Genomic DNA, 19615 nt, shown 5'->3' on the forward strand with positions numbered 1-19615 from the left:
ATCATATACCAAAAATCTCAAAAACTTTGTTTTCCTCATATTTTTAATTGTATTTTTGTTCTTATTCAAAAAGTCATGAAGAAATTATTATATACTTCACTCTTTATTGTCGCATTGATAAGCCCTAAGGTGAAAGCCCAGTATCAGCCAAAAAATGTTTCTAAGGAAGACCTGAAAAAAGCTCAGAAATGGGTTGATACCACCTATAAAAATCTTTCTCAGGATGAAAAACTAGGACAGCTTTTTATTGTGGCATTATACACCAACAGAGGAGAAGACTATATCAGCCAGGTAAGAAATATTGTTACGAATGATAAAATAGGCGGTCTGATTTTAATGCAGGATGATGCAGCAAGAGAAATCAATCTGGTCAATGAATTTCAGCAAAAATCAAAAGTTCCATTAATGATCGGAATGGATGCAGAATGGGGGCTCTACCAGAGAATTGCCACGGCTCACAAATTTCCATGGGCTATGACATTAGGTGCTATTCAGGATAAAAATCTTGTCTATCAGATGGCAGCAAAAATTGCGGAAGATTGTCACAGAATGGGGATCAACTGGGATTTTGCTCCTGTAGTAGATGTCAATACCAATCCTAGTAATCCGATTATTGGTAACAGAAGCTTTGGCTCTGAAGTAAATAATGTAATCAACTCTGCCCTATCCTATTCTAAAGGTCTTCAGGATAACAATATCTTAGCTGCTATTAAACACTTCCCGGGACATGGAGATACCAGCACAGACTCCCACCTGGATCTTCCTGTCGTTTCTCATACTATTGAGAGACTTAACGCCGTAGAACTGGCACCATTCAAAGCATTAATGAATAAGGGAATTGGTGGTGTAATGGTTGCTCATTTATATGTTCCAAACTTAGAATCAGGAAAAGGAATTCCGGCTTCTGTTTCTAAAAATATCATTACAGGATTACTGAAAGATAAGCTGGGTTATAAAGGTTTAATCATCACTGATGCATTAAATATGGGTGCTGTAGCTAATAAATACCAACCGGGCGAACTGGATGCTATGGCCTTTAAAGCAGGAAATGACATTATGCTTTTCTCACAAGGTGTTTCTGAAGGTAAAAAACTGATCCAGAAAGCTATTGATAAAGGAGAAATCCCTCAATCCAGAGTGGAAGAAAGTGTGAAAAAAATCCTTTTAACCAAATATTTCCTTGGATTAACTCAATACACTCCTAAAAACCCTGAAAATATCAATAAGGATTTAAATAATGATTCTCATATCCAATTGGTACAGAATCTTTACTCCAATGCCCTGACTTTATTAAAAGATGAAAAGAAATTGCTTCCTCTTACAGGAAAACAGACTTATTATGTTCCTCTTGAAGAAGCTCCTTATCAGACTTTTGCCAACAGATTGGGTAACAATGTTATCATTAAAAAAGCAGGAGAAATTAATACAATTCCAGCGGGATCTACAGTGATCGTAGGTTTCCATAAAGATAATTCTACGGCTTATAAACCTTATAAAATTTCAGCAGAATCCAAAAGAGTACTTTCTGATCTTTCCAAAAATCAAAATGTCATTCTAAATGTATTCGGGAGTGCTTATGCATTAAAAGATATTGACATCTCAAAAGTTTCAACCGTTCTTGTTTCATATGAAAACAATGATGATTCTATGAATGCAACTGCGGATGCTTTCAATGGAAAAACAAAAATATGGGGAAAACTTCCGGTACTGGTTAATGATCAGTTGAAACCGGGAATGGGTATAGATCTTCCTATGACAACCTCAACAAAAACCAAATAATACAAAATTAAAACAACAATAATCTAATGAAAATAGGCATACTTTGCTATCCTACCTACGGAGGAAGCGGAATTGTAGCAACAGAATTAGGAATGTCACTTGCCAACAAAGGCTATGAAGTACACTTCATCAGTTCTGCACTTCCTGCAAGATTAGATATCACCAACCCGAATATTTTCTTTCACAGGGTCAATGTTCAGACGTATCCCCTTTTCCAGTATCAGCCTTATGATATTGCGTTAAGCTCTATGATCTACAGAGTTGTCAATCTTTATAAACTGGATCTTCTTCATGCACATTATGCCATTCCTTACGCATATGCGGCATTTACAGCAAAACAAATGCTCAAGGAAGACAATAATGATATTCCGTTGGTCACTACATTACACGGTACAGATATTACCCTTGTAGGCCAGCACCCGAGTTATAAACATGCAGTAGAATTTTCGATCAATCAGTCTGATGCGATTACTTCGGTTTCTGAAAGCCTGAAAAAAGATACCCTTCAGTTTTTCAATATCAAAAAAGAAATTCAGGTGATTACCAATTTTATTGATAATTCTGAATTTGATGACTGTTCTGAGTGCCAGAGAACACAGTTTGCCAATCCGGATGAAAAAATTCTGATTCACGTGTCTAACCTTCGTCCTGTAAAACGTGTTGACGAAGTGTTGCAGATCTTTAAGAATGTGGAAAGAAAAGTGAAATCCAAGCTGATCATCATCGGTGAAGGTCCTGATATGGAAAAGGTCAATCAGTTTCTGGAAGAAAATCCTGAGCTTATTTCCAAAATCCGCCTTTTAGGAAAGGTGAATGATCTCTATAAAATTTTACAGCTTTCGGATGTATTTCTTCTGCCTTCCGAGCAGGAAAGTTTCGGTCTTGCAGCGTTGGAAGCCATGGCAGCGTATACTCCGGTGATCAGTTCCAATGCAGGAGGAATTCCTGAGGTGAACATTCAGGGGGAAACCGGATATCTTGCTGAAATCGGAAATGTGGAAGCGATGAGCAACTACACGATCAAGCTGTTGAGTAACGATGAACTTTTAGCCAAAATGAAGCAAAATGCGAAAGATCAGGCGATAAAATTCGATTTGAAAAACATTCTTCCTATCTATGAGAAAATGTATAGAACAACCATAGAAAATTTTAATAAGGAGCTGACGAAAGTATAATATTTCTATTATATTTACGTCACACTTATGACGGAAAAACTACTTCAATATCTTTGGAACTATAAGGTTTTCAAACATTTTGACTTCAAGGATATTGAAGGAAATTCCGTTGAGATCATCCATTTCGGAAAATGGAACAAAAATGCAGGCCCTGATTTTCTTGATGCTAAAATCAAAATCAATGGTCTAGTTCTCGCTGGAAATATAGAACTGCACGTGCGCTCTTCAGACTGGATTTTCCACAATCATTCCCAGGATCCCAATTACCGCAATATTATTCTTCATGTTGTATTTCAGCACGACATAGACATTCATGAACTTATCGGAAAGCAGGTTCCAACCTTGGAACTTCAAAGTTATATTGATAAAAATATTCTTTGTAAATATCAAAAACTTATGAATGGTAATGAATTTATTGCCTGCGAAAAGATTTTTGATCCGAAAAAAATCCCGGTCAATTTTTATGAAGAAAGTATACTGAAAAAACTGGATGAGAAATCTTCAGAACTTGAACAGAGTTTACATCAATATAAAAATAATTTTGAAGCTGTTTTATTTCACAGTTTTGCCTACTCATTCGGGTTAAAAGTAAATGCTTCTATTTTCCGGCAGATTGCAGAAAGTATTGATTACAGTATTATCAATAAAATACGTCAGAATCCCCTTCAGCTTGAAGCGTTATTATTTGGAATTTCAGGATGGCTAGAGAAACCCCAGGACGGGCAGATGACAATATGGAAAAGAGAATTCGATTTTATCAAGGCAAAATTTTCCATTTCTGATTTAAAATTTCATCCTAAGTTTTTAAGACTGAGACCACCGAATTTTCCAACAATCCGGTTGTCACAAATGGCTGACCTTTACAGGCAGCAGAATTTATTTTCAAAAATCATGGAAGCAAGAAACGCAGAACAGCTGTACACTATTTTCAAATCTGTAAAAGCTTCTGAATATTGGGATTTTCACTTTAATTTCGGGAGTATTTCCAAAGTACAGCCTAAAACACTGAGCCAAGATTTTGTTGATCTTCTCATTCTAAATACCATACTTCCTTTACAATATGCTTATCACAGATATCATAAGGAAGATATTGCAGATGAAATTATTGCGCTTTACAAGACAATTTCCGGAGAGAAAAACACCATCATTACGAGCTGGAAAAAACATGGATTAAAGGTCACCAATGCGTTGGAAAGTCAAAGTCTTATCTATCATTATAAAACCTATTGCGAGCCGAAAAATTGTTTAGCCTGTACTATCGGCTATAAACTCTTGAAAGAATAACCTTATCCGGGCAGTTTTGTCGATCAAAATCTTTGTCAAAAAAATTCCTTAACTTTGATTAATAGATTCAAACTTATAAATAACAATCTGGAAATGCTGAGTAATATTCGTCATAAAATGGAAAGAGAATGGTTTGGTGTACTGACCAGAATGGGAGCCAAGCTGGGAATTCCTGTTTCTAAATTGAGAGTTTTCTTCATCTATTCTACTTTCGCTACAGCTGGATTTTTCTTTCTGATCTATCTGGGACTGGCATTCACCCTTTGGATTAAAGATATTTTCATCACCAGAAGACCGAGTGTCTTTGATTTATAAATTATGAAATTTTTACCGATTACTTCTGCAGAAGATCATAGGGTTCAGGAAATCTATGCTTCATACACCACAACTTTTCCTGTAGACGAACAAAGAGATAAAGATCAGTTTGAAAGTTTATTTACAAATCCTTATGTGGAATTCATGTCTGTTATCCACGAATCGGAAGCTATTGGCTACCTCATCCTGTGGAAGCTGAGCTCTTTTGTTTTTGTAGAGCATTTTGAAGTTTTTGAAGCATTCAGAAGTAAAAAACTGGGATCTCATATTATGAATCATTTATCAGAAAATTACCCACGTATTATTCTGGAAATTGAACCTGCAGAATTGAGCGAAGATGCATCAAGACGGTATTCTTTTTATCAGAGAAATAAATTCAGTCTGATTGATACTACTCATGTTCAGCCGAGCTATGGCGAAGGGAAAAAATCTTTAAACTTATGGCTGCTGGCCAATTATACTCCTGAAAATATAGAGGAAGCCAAAAAAGAAATTCATAACATTATTTATGCTTAAAATATAAAACGCCGGAATAGTCTTCCAGCGTTTTTATTTTCTATTTCTTGACCACAAAAGGCACAAAAGTTTTAAACACTTAAGTTTTTAGAGCAAAACTTTATGCATAATGAGTTCACCTAAGTTTTGTGAAAATCTTTGATTTCAATCTTATGTGAGCTTTTATGAGGTATAATTTTAAACTCACATAACTGCACAAAAGTGTTTTAAAATGAGTCCTTTTGTGACTTTTGTGGTTTTATAAAGTTTATCAGACAACTTTTTCTATTAATTTACTTCGTATTCGAGCTTGATGGTAATACTGGCTTCTTTTTCTTTGGATGAAGTATTGAAAGTTCCGCCATAAGAATAATCTTCATTGGAATTAGGTGCTGTAATCTGAATCACACCCATGGTTGCCTTCTTGAGATTCCCGAGACTGCTTCCAGAATTTTCCGCAATTTTTTCAGCACGTTCTTTAGCATCTTTTGTAGCACTGGCAATCATTTCCTGTTTTACTGCAGCCAGCTTGGTGTAGAAATACGCTGGTGAAGAAGAAGTGAATTCAATTCCTCGGTTGATGATTTCGGTAATATTTCTGGAGAGGTTTTCTATTTTTCCCACTTCTTTACTTTCAATAGAAACTTTTTGGGTGAGATTGTAACCGGAGAATTCCCCCTGTACATAGTTTCCGTTTGAATCATTATAGCTTCTGAACTGTTTCTGAATATCTACGGAAGAAAACACGATCTCTTTCTGTTGTATCCCTTTTGAAAGCAAATAGTCATTAATTACTTTTCTGTCTGTTGCCAGTTCATCGTAGGCAGATTTGAGATCCACATTATTTTTGGAAAAGCTTCCGGACCAGGTGATCAGATCTGATGTAAACTGTTTGGTTCCTAATCCTGTCACGGAAATGGTATTTTCAGATTTATTCCTGTTTTTAATAGCATTTCCCAAAAAACCGAGACCTACTACAAAACCTAATGCTGCAATAGCTACTGCAAAAATGTTTTTATTCATAAAATGTGTGAATTTGTGTTACCAAAATGGTATCAATTTCTATTCCAATATTTTAAGAATTTATTAACATTTAAATTACTTTTGATCCTGATTTACTCTCTCCAGAAAAAGAGGAACTGTCTCTTCCAGTCTCAGCATAACCCCCGAAAGATTTCTTGCTTTTACATAGGTTCGTACCTGAGGTTTTGCTAAAAATGAAAATTGAATAAATTCTGAAATTCTGTCACCAGGAATTCCGGCTTTGATAAAATATTCATCCTCTATTCTATCCCGAACCCAGACGATATGTTCCTGAAGATCGTCATATCTGTATTGTCTTTTCTGTCTTCTGGCTTTCCCGCTTATCAGATCATATACGCCCTGAACATTCAGGTTTCCCAAAAGTATAGGTAAAAGTACACTTTTTACTTCTGCCGGTTTTTCTCTCATTTTTCCGACCGGCTGCGGAAGACCGACGGCATCTCTCACCTGCTCTCCTTTATCTACTTTAGCAACAATCCGGGAATCTGTTTCCAGATCTCCGGTGAGTTTTTTCACAATTTTGACCTCTCCTACATCCTTCGGAATCTGATAAAGAGTAATAAAGAGTGGCAAATTGATATCATTGGTAAGAACTTTTCTGGAAACTCTTCTGAAATCTTCTTTTACAAATCTTAATTCATCATTAGGATTGGCATCAATAGAAAATATACCTTCAGAATCAGAATATACTTTTTTATCAGTAGACATATTGATAACAATTACTTTACTTAAATTCTCTCCATTGTCATCTACGATTCGCCCTGTCACTTTCTGCTGAGAAAAAATAAAAGTACTGCACAGAAGCATCAGGAAAAGAAAAAATTTTCTCTGTCCGGATGTTTCAATATTTTCAGTAAAATAACCCAACTTCTGATTTTTATATATTATTCTTTAACTCCTTCTAATTTGTTTGTCTTACTATATTCCCCGAAAGCAATTTTAAGTTCATATTCAATGACAGTGATACTAAAATCTTTACGGTATCTTTTCGCCAATGAACGGGTTTTATCGGCATACAGAAGAAATGCATCAATCTGTTCTTCATCCATTCCGTACTTTTTAAGGAACCCCAGATTTACTTCATTCTTAACCCTCCTGAGGAAATCCTGAGTTTCATTGTAATTGGCTTTGGTAACCTTAGGCTGTGCCAGTTTCTTTACAGCATTAAATACGCCAAACAGATTGACCTGCCCTGCATTGAAATCATGACCGGTAAAAGTTTTTGATGTGGCATTATCAGGTAAAGGCTCATTCAGCGGACTTCTCATATAATCATCCATATCTGATTTTAAGGTCTGAAGCTTTCTGGATTCATTATAATGCTGATTATCTTTTGCCAGATTTCCGGTAGGCCGGTACTTAATCCTGACCTCAGGAATCTGAATTTCCATCTTCTTCAGAATAATATTGAAAGGAGTATTGATCTCTTCTTTGGTCAATTTTTTATCAACACGGTAATATCCTTCTTTTACAAATCTGATCTCATCATTTTCTTTGGCTTCGATTTCAAATTTTCCGGACATATCACTTAATACACTTCTGTTCCCTGTGATATTAACAACGAGTACAGGAGCTAAATCAAGGTCATCGCCTGTTATTACCTTTCCTGATATTTTTTGCTGTCCCCACAATCCTGAAGCGGTACAAAAAAGCACTAATAATAAAACTCTTCTGATATATTTTATTTCCATATTATCTTTGAGTTTGCGGAGCACGATAAGATGAAATTCTTGTCAGGACAAAACGTTGAAACCTGTTCAGATCCGCATCACTGCAGAATCCGTATTTCAGGATTTTTTTCCTTTCAAAACCGCCTGCAAAGACATAATAAATAAAATGTTCTATCAGAGGTTTCTCAATTTTAAGATTGGTAAAATAATCATCACCAAGGCTTGCTCTGATGTACTTCATTAAATCTACATCATCCCATTTATCTTTTACTTTCCCAATAGAAAATCCCTGGCCTTTCGGCTGTACAAATTCCCCGGGTTTTGCGGCCAGTATTCTGGGATCTGATTTCTGAGCAATATACCGATCCATCTCTTTGAGCAGTTTTTCAACCTTTTGAGGTTTATTATAAAGTTTTGAATCAATTTTAAGGTTTCCGGTTAGCCCCTGTTTCACTTCCACTTCAGGAATCTGAATAGTCTGGCGAACCATACTTATATTCATCGGAGATTGTGTGTTTTCCTGGGAAACTATTTTGGTGATACGTTCATAACCCGCTTTTATAAAACGAAGTTCATCTCCCTGTCTTCCCGAAATCATAAAATGACCATCCCTGTTTGAAACTACGATCTCATCAGTTCTGATATTGACAACATTCACATCCTGCATTTCAGTACCGTTTTCGGAAATGATTTTACCAAATATATAGCTTTGGGCCTGGGTATGAATAAAAAGAATAAAGGATAAGAAAAAGAATAGTTTAAGTTTCACGGGCTATTTTTTATAAAGCAAAGCTAAAATTATTTTTAATGTATCCCATAAGTTTAACCACAGTTAACGCGTTTTAATATTTCTTTTTGATTTTTACCCTGTAAACTGTTAAATAGCGTAATTAAATTGTTAAAGTTTCTTTTAAATTTTAGCTAACTTGCAGTCTCAATTCTCTTTTAACAATGCAAAATTCTTACACAGTCATCAATGCTTCTGCCGGATCCGGGAAAACCTATGCCCTGGTACAAAGGCTTCTGATGATCTGTCTCCGCTACCCTAATCAGCAGCAGTCGATCAGGAATATTCTCGCGCTTACTTTTACCAATAAAGCAGCGAACGAGATGAAGGAAAGAATTTTATCGTGGCTGGGAAATTTTTCAGCTAAAGATTATGCAGAGAATACGGATCTGAAAAACATCCAGAAAGCATTTGAAGAACAGGGGCTGAAAATTACCATCGATGACCTTCATCAGCGTTCTAAAAAAATGCTGGATTATGTTCTCCACAATTATTCCACACTGAATATCGGAACGATTGACCGTTTTAACTCAAGACTGGTAAGAAGTTTTTCCTATGAATTGGGACTGGCTAAAAATTTTAACCTTGAAATTGAAGCTGAACCGTTTCTGATAGAAGCCGTTGATAAGATGCTGGATCAGATTGGTGAGAATGAGACTATTTCCAATTCTTTCATGGATTATGTAGACTACAGTCTGGAAAACAATGAAAGGATCAATCTTAATAAAAATCTTTATGATTCGGCTAAGGAATTTGTAAAGGATATTCACTATGAGCATCTGAAAAGCAATAAAAGCTTTGACGATGCCAGTTATGAGAATATCAAGAATACGCTTCGTAAAGAGATTGTTCTCAATAAAAAACAGTCCGCAGAGCTTGCCGCAAGTTCTATTGAATTATTCAGATCAAGAAATATTGATATTGAAGATTTTGCCCAGGGTAAAAACGGAATCGGAGGCTTTTTTACTAAGGTTATCGATTTTTATCAGCAGAAAAGAGCTGGTTTTCCTTTCCCTACTACGCAGGAAGAATCTGTTATCAATAATTATAGAAAGGGAGCGTCTTCAAAATCGAAACATAAAGAATCTGAAATTTTCGAAATCCTGGATCAGCTTCTCGACAACAGAATGAAGCTTATCATTCTGTATATTGAAACTCAAAAGAAAGAGAAAGTTTTGTCTGCTCTTCTTCCTTTAAAGGTAAACAAAGATATTCAGGATGAGCTTCAGAAAATTGAAGAAGAAAATGATCTTGTTCTTCTTTCTAAATTTAATATTCTGATCAATGAAAATCTTAGAAATGAACCTTCTGCTTTTATTTATGAAAAAGTAGGTTCACAGTTTCAGCATTATTTCTTTGACGAGTTTCAGGATACGTCAGAACTACAGTGGCAGAATTTTGTTCCGCTGAGAGATCACAGTGTTTCTACAGAATACACGTCATTTACATTGGTGGGCGATCCCAAGCAAAGTATTTACCGGTTTCGTGGCGGGGAAAGCAAACTAATGCTGGATATCATCAACAAAAAAGAATTTTCACCTAAAGAAGCTGATCTTCTGGTATTAAAGGATAACTGGAGAAGTGCCAGGAACATTGTACAATTCAATAATGAACTGTACCGTTTTCATTCTGAAGGATTGCTGGAAGAACATCAAAATATTTTCGGGGCAGATGCTGAGCAAAATCCAAAATCCCAAATGGATGGGCGCGTAAAGGTAAATCTGATCGAAAATCTTACGAATGAAGAATTTTACAATGATACTTCAGAAAGGATGCGGAAAGACATCCAGGAATGTCTGGATAATGGTTTCAAGTTTTCTGACATCACTATTCTTTGCCGTGGAAATTTTGATATTTTCAGTTATTCTCAGAAACTGGGAGCTTTAAAAGTCAACTACAAAGGAGAAGAAACCAATATTAAAACGATTTCTGATAAAGGCCTTACATTGGAACTTTCCAATACGTTAAAGGCTGTTATTGAATTTCTTCGCTGGGAGCTCAATCCTAAGAATAAACATTGTCTGATCATGATGATGTACCATCTGAATACACTCGGAAAAATTGATATGCTGGATTTCACTTTAGGAATGAAAGAAATTCTGGATATTGAAGGGCATGAAGAAATTCTGCAGTTTATCCAGCAAAAATATTCGCTGCAGCTTAAACAGGATAACTTTCCGAGATTCAATCTTTATAATTTTATTGAATATTATATCAACGAATTTTCTGTTGAAAATAAAGAAACAGACTTTTTACTGAACTTCCTGGAAATGCTTTTCAACTTTACGCAGAACGCAGGTGCCAGTACCAAAGAGTTTCTGAAATACTGGGATGAAGAAGCTTCTTCATACACTATTCAGGCTTCGGAAAATATCGAGGCTGTCCAGATTATGACAATCCACAAGTCTAAAGGACTGGAATTCCCGATTGTTTTTATCCCAATGATGAACAAAAACCGGGACAGTGAGTTCACCAACTGGTTTGACACGAATGAAAATGAAGCTTTAAAATCGGTCAACATCAATCAATTCAGTAAAAACCTGGAAGCTTATGATGATGAAATTCTGTTTTTCAACACAAAGAATTCTTATAAAAACCTGATCGACAGATTATGTCTGCAATACGTAGCTACCACCAGACCTGTTGAACAGCTGTTTTTCTATCTGCAAAAGGCAAATAAGACCTCTAATAATCTTGAGCTTCTGGAATTCCTTCAGACAAAAAATCCTGAACAGGCTGACGAGTTTGATGTTTACCCGGTGAATCCTGAAATGCTGAAGAAATATTCTAAAGATAAAAGCTCTTCTTTTAAAACCCAGAATATCCAGAACCTGAAGAATGTTAATGAGAAAAGTACATCCATCAAAATTGCTACGCCGTCTAAAAATTATCAGGTACGAAATGAAAAGGTAAGAATCGGGCTTTTTGTGCATGAACTTTTATCGAAGATCAATACAGAAAGAGATATAGTGAAAGTATTGGACGGTTATGCTTTGGAAGGACAGATTACACTGGAGGAAAAAAATGAAATACAGATTACATTACAGGAAATTGTCAGAACGTATGCAGAATTTTTTGATGAAAAATGGGAAGTAATCAACGAAAAAGATATCATGATTTCTGAAAGAGGAGAAAGCCATATTTTCAGGCCAGACCGTATTTTAAAGGGTGAAGAAGGTTATATAATTGTAGATTTCAAAACCGGTGAACCAAAAGCGAAAGATGAAGCGCAGGTAGAAGGATATAAAAACATTCTTGAACGTCTGGGCAAAAAAGTACTAAAAACTCAGATCATTTATCTGTAATCTGAAGATTTACAAAACATTACTGTAACAATTTTTCGCAAAAATTGTTCAAATATAAAAAGGTTTTAGTATTTTTATTCTAAGACGAGTACAATCATACAGTCTTTGATTATATTTTGTTTTACAACTAACCAACCATGAGAATATACTTGAACTCCTTTTTTATAAGCCTGATTATCATGTTATTTACGACAGTGGTCACTTACAATATTGTTGATTGCTTAGACCCGCCCGTTACCCCAGATGACCACCATTTTGGGCCCGCTGAAAATATTGCCAACTCTTTATTTCTAAGTTTTGTATTGGGAGCGGTGGTTTTTATTTCCGCTGTGAGAATTCAAAGGCGGCCGCATAGGAAATAATTCTTTTATCATAACAAAAAAACCGCTATTCTTAAAGGATAACGGTTTTATATTTTGAAAAATTTTCAATCTTAAGCAGTTGTATCAGGAGTAAATACTCTCTGTGACAATTCCTGATCAAAAAGGTATAATGCAGATGGATTATCGCATACCATTTTGATTTTTGTTACGTATTGAGAAGCACTCGCTTCTTCTTCTACCTGTTCGTTGATAAACCACTGGAGGAATGATGTTGTTGCGAAATCTCCCTCGTCGTTTGCATTTTTTACAATATTGAAAATACTTTTAGTTACGACTTTCTCATGTGCTAATGCTTTCTCAAAAATATCCGTTGCGTTTTCGAACTCATGTGGAGGTTTTGGAATTTCTCCAATGATAATTTCTCCTCCTACATCATTCAAATAATCAAACATTTTATCTGCATGCATCAATTCTTCTTTGCTCTGTACTCTGAAATAGTTGGCAATTCCATCCAGATCTTTTCCTGAAAACCATGCAGACATTGAAAGATAATATTGAGCGGCGTATTGTTCGTGGGCAATTTGTTCGTTAATTAATTTTGCAATTTTTTCGCTAACCATACGTATTAAATTTATAGTCAAAAATAGGGAATAAAAGCCCGAAATCAAAAGTTTTAAAGAAAATTAATACAAAAAGGGTGGAAAAACATCCACCCTTAAAACATTAAAAAACTAAAATTACAAACTGTTATTTTACTTCAGCAGTTCCTGTATTCATCGGCTTTTTCATCATTCTTCTTTCTTTCATAGCCATCTTCATTTTCTCTGCTTTAGCTTTTCTGTCAGCCTGCCATTTATCATACTGATCAGGAGTAAGGATTTTTTTCATATCAGCATCCATTTGTGCTCTTTTGGCGTGCATTTCCTGCATCTTAGCTTGTCTGTCTGCCTTATGTTTGTCAAACTCTGCCTTCATTTCCGTTTTTCTTTTATCCTGGAGTACCTTTATCTGAGCTACCTGAGAAGCATTAAGATTAAGGTCTTTTTGCATCTGGTCTAAATGTTCCTGTTGTTTTTGCTCCATTCTCTGCTTCATTTCAGCAGTTCTTGCATGTTTGTCCTGCGGGATTGTAGTTTGTTGTGCCATTGCAAAACTTCCCATTCCGATAAATGCTATTGCTAAAACTAATTTTTTCATCTTTTTAAAATTTAATTAATTGTTATTTTGTTATTATACCTTTTTGATAATGAATTAAAACACAAGTTAAATTAACAAATTCATAAATAATGTTAAATTTTAACAAAAACAAATTAATAAAACAACAAAAAAAGGACAGATTATAAAAACCTGCCCTTCACACCACTTAAATATAATATATGAAAATTAATTCTTTACTAAACTGCCTCTAAAACCACCACCGTTATTTCCACGGTCTTCCTGTCTAGGTGCAGAACTTTCAGATCTTTGTCTGAAGCCTCCTCCATTGTTTCCTCTGAAGCCGCTATTGTTTTCTCTTTTAGGAGCTTCTCTTCTTACTTCACTATTCCCTCTAAATCCGCCACCATTATTATTTCTGAAGCCTCCGTTATCATTATTTCCTCTGTTTCCTCCATTGTCAGAATTTCCCCGGAAGCCGCCTCCGTTACTGTTTCTGAAACCACCACTATTGTCATTTCTGAAACCGGAATTATTGTTATTTCCGTTATTTCCACGGAATCCTCCTGAATTTCCATTGTTTCCCGTGTTTCTGAAACCGTTGTCCGGTCTGCTGCCTCTTCTGATAATATCAAAAGTAGGATTATCCATTCTGTGGAATCTTGAGCGGTCTACCCTGTAAACGTTGATATTAATATTTCTATATCTTGGCATTACCGTATATCTCGGTACGTAATACGTTCTTCTGTAATTCTGGAAATATACGATTGGGCTGGAACCTCTGTAGTAGTTATTCTGGAAAACCACAAATACTCTTGGTCCTAAAATTCTCTCCAATGCATAAAACCTGTCATAGTACCATCTGTCCGGATTATATCTGTAGAAATTATTCCATGCTGTGAAACTTACAAACAGATTATTCAATCTCATAATCTGGTCTACCTGCCATCTGCTTAATCTGTTCTGTACGAAAAATCCGTTCCAGTCGATATTGATAATACTTCCTCTGTAGTCGTTATAATAGCTTTGGTAATAATTACTTGTATAATAATCCTGAGGATAATTGTAATAATAATCATCAGGGAAATAATTTCTATCATCTTGGTCACTGTAATAACCTCCATCATTCTGATAATAACCGTCATCATCCCAACCATTATTCGGATATTGCTGAGCAGACGTCAAAACGCCCAACCCAAAAGCTAATCCCAAAAATATTTTTTTCATCTTTATAGTCGTTAATTGGTTAATATATAGCAGAATATCTTAATTCTATCTTTTTGATACAAATAAAAAAAAGAAGTTAAATCATAAGATTAAACTTCTTTTAAAATATTTTTAACTATCTGATAATCAAGTGTAAAATTTACGCTCTTCCGCTATCTTTTATCCAATGTGCAATTTTTTTGTTGAAAGAGGTTTTCTCTTTCAGATCTTCAAGTTTTATATGCATTCTGTAACGCCAATAATGTGGAAAAACCGCCGGATTATTGATTCTTTCATTGTCCATTTTCTTATTGGTAAGCTCAGTATCTGTTGCCAGAAATTCCTGCATCGGGAAAATAGCAAGCATAGCCTCATTATACAAATGCTGCTTCATAATGATTTCAGCAAGGTGGGGATTGAGATCTTCAGGTGCCTTTCCGTATTGTATCAGCTGTTGATTGTAATATTTCTGTGTCAATACAGGATCTTCTTTCCACCACTGTCTCAACGTTGAACTGTCATGGGAAGAAGCTGTCACTACATTCATATAGTTTGCATTCTTAGGATTATAGAACGGAATATTTTCAGAAGGCATTCTTTGTACTTTCAATGCTATGATGGCCAATTCGTCCATTACAACAGGTACACAGGCAGGAACCATTCCTAGGTCTTCACCGCAGATCAGCATTTTGGTAGCATTCAGGATAACCGGAAGTTTCTCCATGGCTTTTTCAAACCACAAGCGGTCCTGTCTTCTGAAGAAGTAGTCGTGGTAAAGGTCATATATACTTTTCTGTTCCGATTCGGGAAGGTATTGATAAGACTCTGTATTGTAAACATTAAATCTGGGATGGTAAACCGTCTTCCCATTTCTTTCTTCCGGTAAAAACAAAACATTGGCACAAAGGGAAATCAATTTCTCTTCAATAGATCCGTATGATTTTTTTTTAAAGAAGTCAACGAGTTTTCTCTGGGTATTAAATTCTTCTTTAAAAGCATAGGTACCATCTTCATTACGGCTCATCAACTCAAGAGCTTTTGCACTTTCTTCTCCAAAATAATCCCATAAGATCTTATTGTTGATAAAAGGCTTACAATACCTGTCAAAATTAAACGGAATCTGCCAGGCCTTGAATTCATCCAAAACAATTGGAACCGCCGGGTAAAAGTATCCTAAAATCCCTTGTACAGCAGAAACCGGCATTCTCCATATTCTGAAGAATCCCAAAATATGATCGATTCTCATGGCATCAAAATACTGTTCCAGTGCTTTGAACCTGTTTTTCCACCATTTATAATCATCTGCTTTCATAGCTTCCCAATTATAAGTCGGGAACTCCCAGTTCTGTCCCAATTCAGTAAACTGGTCAGGTGGTGCTCCAGCCTGAAAATCCATTCCGAATAGTTCCGGTTCTGTCCAGGCTTCTACAGAATATCTGTAAATACCAATGGGAAGATCTCCCTTCAACGAAACTCCCAGGTTATGGGTATAATCAACAGCATCTTTCAGCTGTACATGTAACTGATACTGTACCCAGGCATGAAGCATTGAGATATCATAGTCTTTATTCTTCGTTGTAAAGAACTGTGAAATCTTTCCTGCAATATATTTTTTGTGAGTTTTCCACTCGTTGAAATTAGGTGTTTTATATTTGTCTCTCAAAACACAGAATGCAGAATAAGGAACAAGCCAGTATTCATTATCCTTGATGAATTTCTTGAAATTTCTGTCTTTATAAATTTTGTCTTTTTCTTTGTTGAAAACGGCTGTAAGATATTTCCACTTGCCTTCAATCATCTTTTCATAATCGATCAGATCCAAAGAGTTTAATTTCTCTTTTTCAGACAGATAGTCATCAACTAATTCTTTCGGTAAAGAATAATCAAGGTTTTCTAAAGAAATATACTGTGGATGCAGCGCATAAACAGATACTGCTGCATATGGATAAGAATCTGTCCATGAATAATTAGCGGTTGTATCATTGATCGGAAGAATCTGGATAATTCCAAGACCGGTTTCTTTCGTCCAATCTGCCAGTTTTTTAATATCTGTAAATTCCCCTACTCCAAATCCGTCTTCGCTTCTCAAAGAGAATACAGGAATTGCTACACCGGCATCATGATACATCTGATATCCTTTAAACCTGAAATAATGGTTGGAAACAACCTGTAAAACGTCGGATAATTGGTTAGCTACCGTGAATCTGTTTTCTCCCGTTTCTACATCTATAACCCTGTTTTCTTTCGTATCATAAATACAATATTTAAACTGGATAAATTCATTCTCCGGAATTTCAACAGAAGTTTCCCACATTCCAAAATCTGTCTGATTAAGATGAACAACTTGGTCATAGCTCCAGTTTCCCAGTGATGCTGTGCTTCCGAAAAGAACAATCCTCCAATCCTTATTATAAATAGGGGCCTCTATCCTGAACAGATGGGTATGTTTTTTTAAAACTGTAACTTTTTCGGGAATAAAATCGTGCAGTTTATTGTAAAGGATTTTATTATTTAAATAATTCTCAGGAAAGTTTTTGTTATTCCATTCATCAAAAATGATAAATTCCTTATAATTATGTGGAAAACTCAAATGATGTCCCACAAATTCTTCTCTTAATACATTTCCTCTTTCATTCACCACCCGGTAATGATAAGAAATGAGTTTTGAAAAATAGTCTACTTCGCATTTCCATAAACCATTCTCCGCATAAAACATAGTATGGACATGTACGGTATTCTCGTCTTCACCAAATACCAGCTGCAAATTTTCTCCAGCATTTACAATATATCCTACATTAAAGTATAGTTTCATCTATATTTTTTTATAAAAGTACATTTTAATATCGAAAAATAAAACTTATTGGATATCAAATAATCATTAAAAAACCTTCTCAAAATAATTTGAAAAGGTCTTTATATGCTAATTTATAGCACTCTATTATCTTGTAACTAAAATCTTTTTATTGAATATAACTTTCCCTGATTCATCAGCAATATTTACAATATACGCTCCCGTTACCAATCCTTTAAGGTATACTTTTTCGTCCATTGAGCCATTTTTCACCGATAAGCTCTGAGTCATTACATTTTTACCTGCCATATCAAAAATGTTCAGTTTAATGGCACCTTTTAAATTATTATTAACATGAACGTTGATATAGTGTTCATCAACTCTTGTCGGATAAATATCAAGATTAGCAGCCAGAGTATTTACTGTTGAAGATTTATCATTAGCAAAATATTTACTTGCCAAATCGTAAATATGAAGCCCCTGTTCTCCCGGAAGCTGTTTAGCCTGCAAAGTTGTCAGATCTACCTCGTATAAAGCACTTCCCTTTGCACTTGCTATTACCACTTTCCCCTGAGCATTTACAGCAGAACCATTTACGGAATAATTATCAGGAATGCCAGCAATTTTACCTATAAATTGCGCTTTTAAATCTTTAGTCAGAACTTTGAAAACATTTCCTGAAGCAGCAAAAACATAGAAGTTATTATCTGCATCAGCAATCATATCACCGCCAAAACCAGTTTCCATAGCCGTAAAAGAATTTCTTCCGTTAGAAGGGTCATCTTTAATAATTCCAAGATCAGTCACAATGTATTCTTCTGCTTTTTTGCTGATTTCCAAAAACTGTGTCCCCGCATTATTGACAGCATAGATGTTACCGTTATATCCGGTTGCCATTCTGGTAATATGAGAATTAATATCACATGATGATACTCTTGCCACCTTATTTTCCACTAAAGTAATTTCCTTTGTCTTCGGATTCAACACATAGATATTCGAAGAAAACATAGGCATGTATACCAGATTATTGTTCGAAGAATCATAGGCAAGAGCTGCTAATGTTACAGATTGAGAATGATTGTAAGAATTTTTGTCTTCTGCTACAACACCTTTTCTTGCTTGGGAAAATACGTTTGATGAAGATTCAGCAGTAAAAAGCTTCTCTCCTGAAGTTCCATTAGTGCCATCAATTGCACGAAAATCATTGAATGTAATACTTTGGGTATCTTTTCCTGTAATCGCAAAGAAATCCTGTTGTGCTTGCGCATTTATGCCTAACACCAGTAAAAATAGAGGGAATAAATGTTTTTTCATAGTATATATTTTTAGATTCGTAACTGTTTTTACCTTACTAAGTTACACAATTTTAAATTACAAAAACAAAAATCTCCGGTAATTGAATAAAGTTGGTCACAAGTTAAAAACTATCACTATACTAAAGACGTTTGGCTACTCAATTATTTCTGTTGATCAGCATATACAAACATCAAAAATTCTGGAGCTGTTTCCCGCTATCCATTCATACTCCTCGCGCCCATGCACTCCCACGCTCCACCACATTCACTCCAACCCAAGCTGCGGGGTAACCATTTCTATCGGGGCTAGGATGATGAATAAATCATCAATGATAAATTATAAATGATGTAATGAAGTCCGGGATACGGATTCCGTGGTTATCTTTTCCAATGGTGTTATTGGTTGCAATGGCGTCTTTCTTTTTATTTGTGCCGCTTCTTTCTTACTGTGTCATTCCGCAGGAATCCAGCCTACTTTATTAGAGTCTTTAGGATTCCTTTAATTCAGACGATATGATACTGTGTTTTATGACAATTAAGACATACATAGTTGGTGAATGATGAATAACCATGTATTACTCATTACTCATTACTCATTACCCATTGCTCATTGCTTATAAGCTTAACTTGGGTATAAAACAAAAAAATCCTTTATCACAATGATAAAGGATTTTTTAAAAATAAAATAAAAACTGGCGGCGGCCTACTCTCCCGCGTTAGCAGTACCATCGGCGCTGGTGGGCTTAACTTCTGTGTTCGGAATGGGAACAGGTGAGCCCCACCGCTAAAACCACCCTAAAGAAGGTATATAAGGTTACAGGTTGTAGGTAATAGGTTGCAGGTGTTACCTGCCTCCTGATAGCTATCATCTGATACCTGTTTTAAGCGATAAAAACTTTCACAAAGACAAAACCTTCGCTGCGCATAAAGAACTTGTCATTTATTATAATTTCATATAGCAACCATAGGCTATAAATCTACGGGTAATTAG

At 35.4% G+C, this 19615-nt stretch carries 15 protein-coding genes and 1 rRNA gene; 6 read left to right on the plus strand and 10 right to left on the minus strand.

Going from position 1 to position 19615, the window contains the following annotated elements; translation table 11 throughout:
* Positions 1 to 75: 75 nt before the first annotated feature.
* The 5 genes from FFS26_RS14215 (at position 76) to FFS26_RS14235 (ending at position 5069) form a co-directional block, all read left to right on the plus strand.
* Positions 76 to 1779, plus strand: coding sequence for a glycoside hydrolase family 3 protein (locus FFS26_RS14215; RefSeq protein WP_110010638.1), 1704 nt, complete (start codon positions 76 to 78; stop codon positions 1777 to 1779).
* 26 nt (positions 1780 to 1805) lie between these two features.
* The gene (gene bshA, locus FFS26_RS14220) at positions 1806 to 2954 is read left to right on the plus strand and encodes an N-acetyl-alpha-D-glucosaminyl L-malate synthase BshA (RefSeq protein ID WP_079240311.1); all 1149 of its coding nucleotides are present in this window, start codon (positions 1806 to 1808) and stop codon (positions 2952 to 2954) included.
* 27 nt (positions 2955 to 2981) lie between these two features.
* The gene (locus tag FFS26_RS14225; RefSeq protein ID WP_137905330.1) at positions 2982 to 4238 is read left to right on the plus strand and encodes a DUF2851 family protein; all 1257 of its coding nucleotides are present in this window, start codon (positions 2982 to 2984) and stop codon (positions 4236 to 4238) included.
* 93 nt (positions 4239 to 4331) lie between these two features.
* Positions 4332 to 4553, plus strand: a complete 222-nt coding sequence (locus FFS26_RS14230) for a PspC family transcriptional regulator (protein WP_002981826.1) — start codon at positions 4332 to 4334, stop codon at positions 4551 to 4553.
* A gap of 3 nt (positions 4554 to 4556) precedes the next feature.
* A complete protein-coding gene (locus FFS26_RS14235; RefSeq protein ID WP_137905331.1) occupies positions 4557 to 5069 on the plus strand; it encodes a GNAT family N-acetyltransferase in 513 nt (170 codons plus the stop codon).
* A 267-nt stretch (positions 5070 to 5336) separates the two neighbouring features.
* Here FFS26_RS14235 and FFS26_RS14240 read toward each other — a convergent pair whose 3' ends face one another.
* The 4 genes from FFS26_RS14240 to FFS26_RS14255 form a co-directional block, all read right to left on the minus strand.
* Entirely contained in the window at positions 5337 to 6071 is a 735-nt protein-coding gene (locus FFS26_RS14240) for an SIMPL domain-containing protein (protein WP_137905332.1), read from the minus strand.
* A gap of 75 nt (positions 6072 to 6146) precedes the next feature.
* Positions 6147 to 6959 (minus strand): carboxypeptidase-like regulatory domain-containing protein, encoded by an 813-nt coding sequence (locus FFS26_RS14245; protein WP_228406530.1) that lies wholly within the window; start codon positions 6957 to 6959, stop codon positions 6147 to 6149.
* A 17-nt stretch (positions 6960 to 6976) separates the two neighbouring features.
* The gene (locus FFS26_RS14250; RefSeq protein ID WP_110010634.1) at positions 6977 to 7783 is read right to left on the minus strand and encodes a hypothetical protein; all 807 of its coding nucleotides are present in this window, start codon (positions 7781 to 7783) and stop codon (positions 6977 to 6979) included.
* 1 nt (position 7784) lies between these two features.
* A complete protein-coding gene (locus FFS26_RS14255) occupies positions 7785 to 8531 on the minus strand; it encodes a hypothetical protein (protein WP_110010633.1) in 747 nt (248 codons plus the stop codon).
* Between the two features lie 182 nt (positions 8532 to 8713).
* Between FFS26_RS14255 and FFS26_RS14260 the strand changes: the two genes are divergently transcribed.
* A complete protein-coding gene (locus FFS26_RS14260; protein ID WP_137905333.1) occupies positions 8714 to 11854 on the plus strand; it encodes a UvrD-helicase domain-containing protein in 3141 nt (1046 codons plus the stop codon).
* 433 nt (positions 11855 to 12287) lie between these two features.
* Here the strand turns inward: FFS26_RS14260 and FFS26_RS14265 are convergent, their stop codons facing one another.
* The 6 genes from FFS26_RS14265 to rrf all read right to left on the minus strand — a co-directional run bounded on the left by FFS26_RS14265 (position 12288) and on the right by rrf (position 19422).
* Positions 12288 to 12797 carry a ferritin gene (locus FFS26_RS14265; protein WP_110010631.1) on the minus strand — a complete coding sequence of 170 codons (510 nt, stop codon included), beginning with the start codon at positions 12795 to 12797 and terminating at the stop codon, positions 12288 to 12290.
* A 127-nt stretch (positions 12798 to 12924) separates the two neighbouring features.
* Positions 12925 to 13374, minus strand: a complete 450-nt coding sequence (locus FFS26_RS14270) for a hypothetical protein (RefSeq protein ID WP_110010630.1) — start codon at positions 13372 to 13374, stop codon at positions 12925 to 12927.
* Between the two features lie 186 nt (positions 13375 to 13560).
* A complete protein-coding gene (locus FFS26_RS14275; protein ID WP_137905334.1) occupies positions 13561 to 14559 on the minus strand; it encodes a hypothetical protein in 999 nt (332 codons plus the stop codon).
* 139 nt (positions 14560 to 14698) lie between these two features.
* On the minus strand, positions 14699 to 17350 hold the full coding sequence (locus FFS26_RS14280; protein ID WP_137905335.1) for a 4-alpha-glucanotransferase: 2652 nt from the start codon (positions 17348 to 17350) through the stop codon (positions 14699 to 14701).
* Positions 17351 to 17476: 126 nt separating this feature from the next.
* A complete protein-coding gene (locus FFS26_RS14285; protein ID WP_137905336.1) occupies positions 17477 to 18643 on the minus strand; it encodes a T9SS type A sorting domain-containing protein in 1167 nt (388 codons plus the stop codon).
* Between the two features lie 671 nt (positions 18644 to 19314).
* Positions 19315 to 19422, minus strand: a 5S ribosomal RNA gene (gene rrf / locus FFS26_RS14290).
* Positions 19423 to 19615: the final 193 nt, after the last annotated feature.

It is taken from the genome of Chryseobacterium sp. 2VB, assembly GCF_005503635.1.
Classification (GTDB): domain Bacteria; phylum Bacteroidota; class Bacteroidia; order Flavobacteriales; family Weeksellaceae; genus Chryseobacterium; species Chryseobacterium cupriresistens.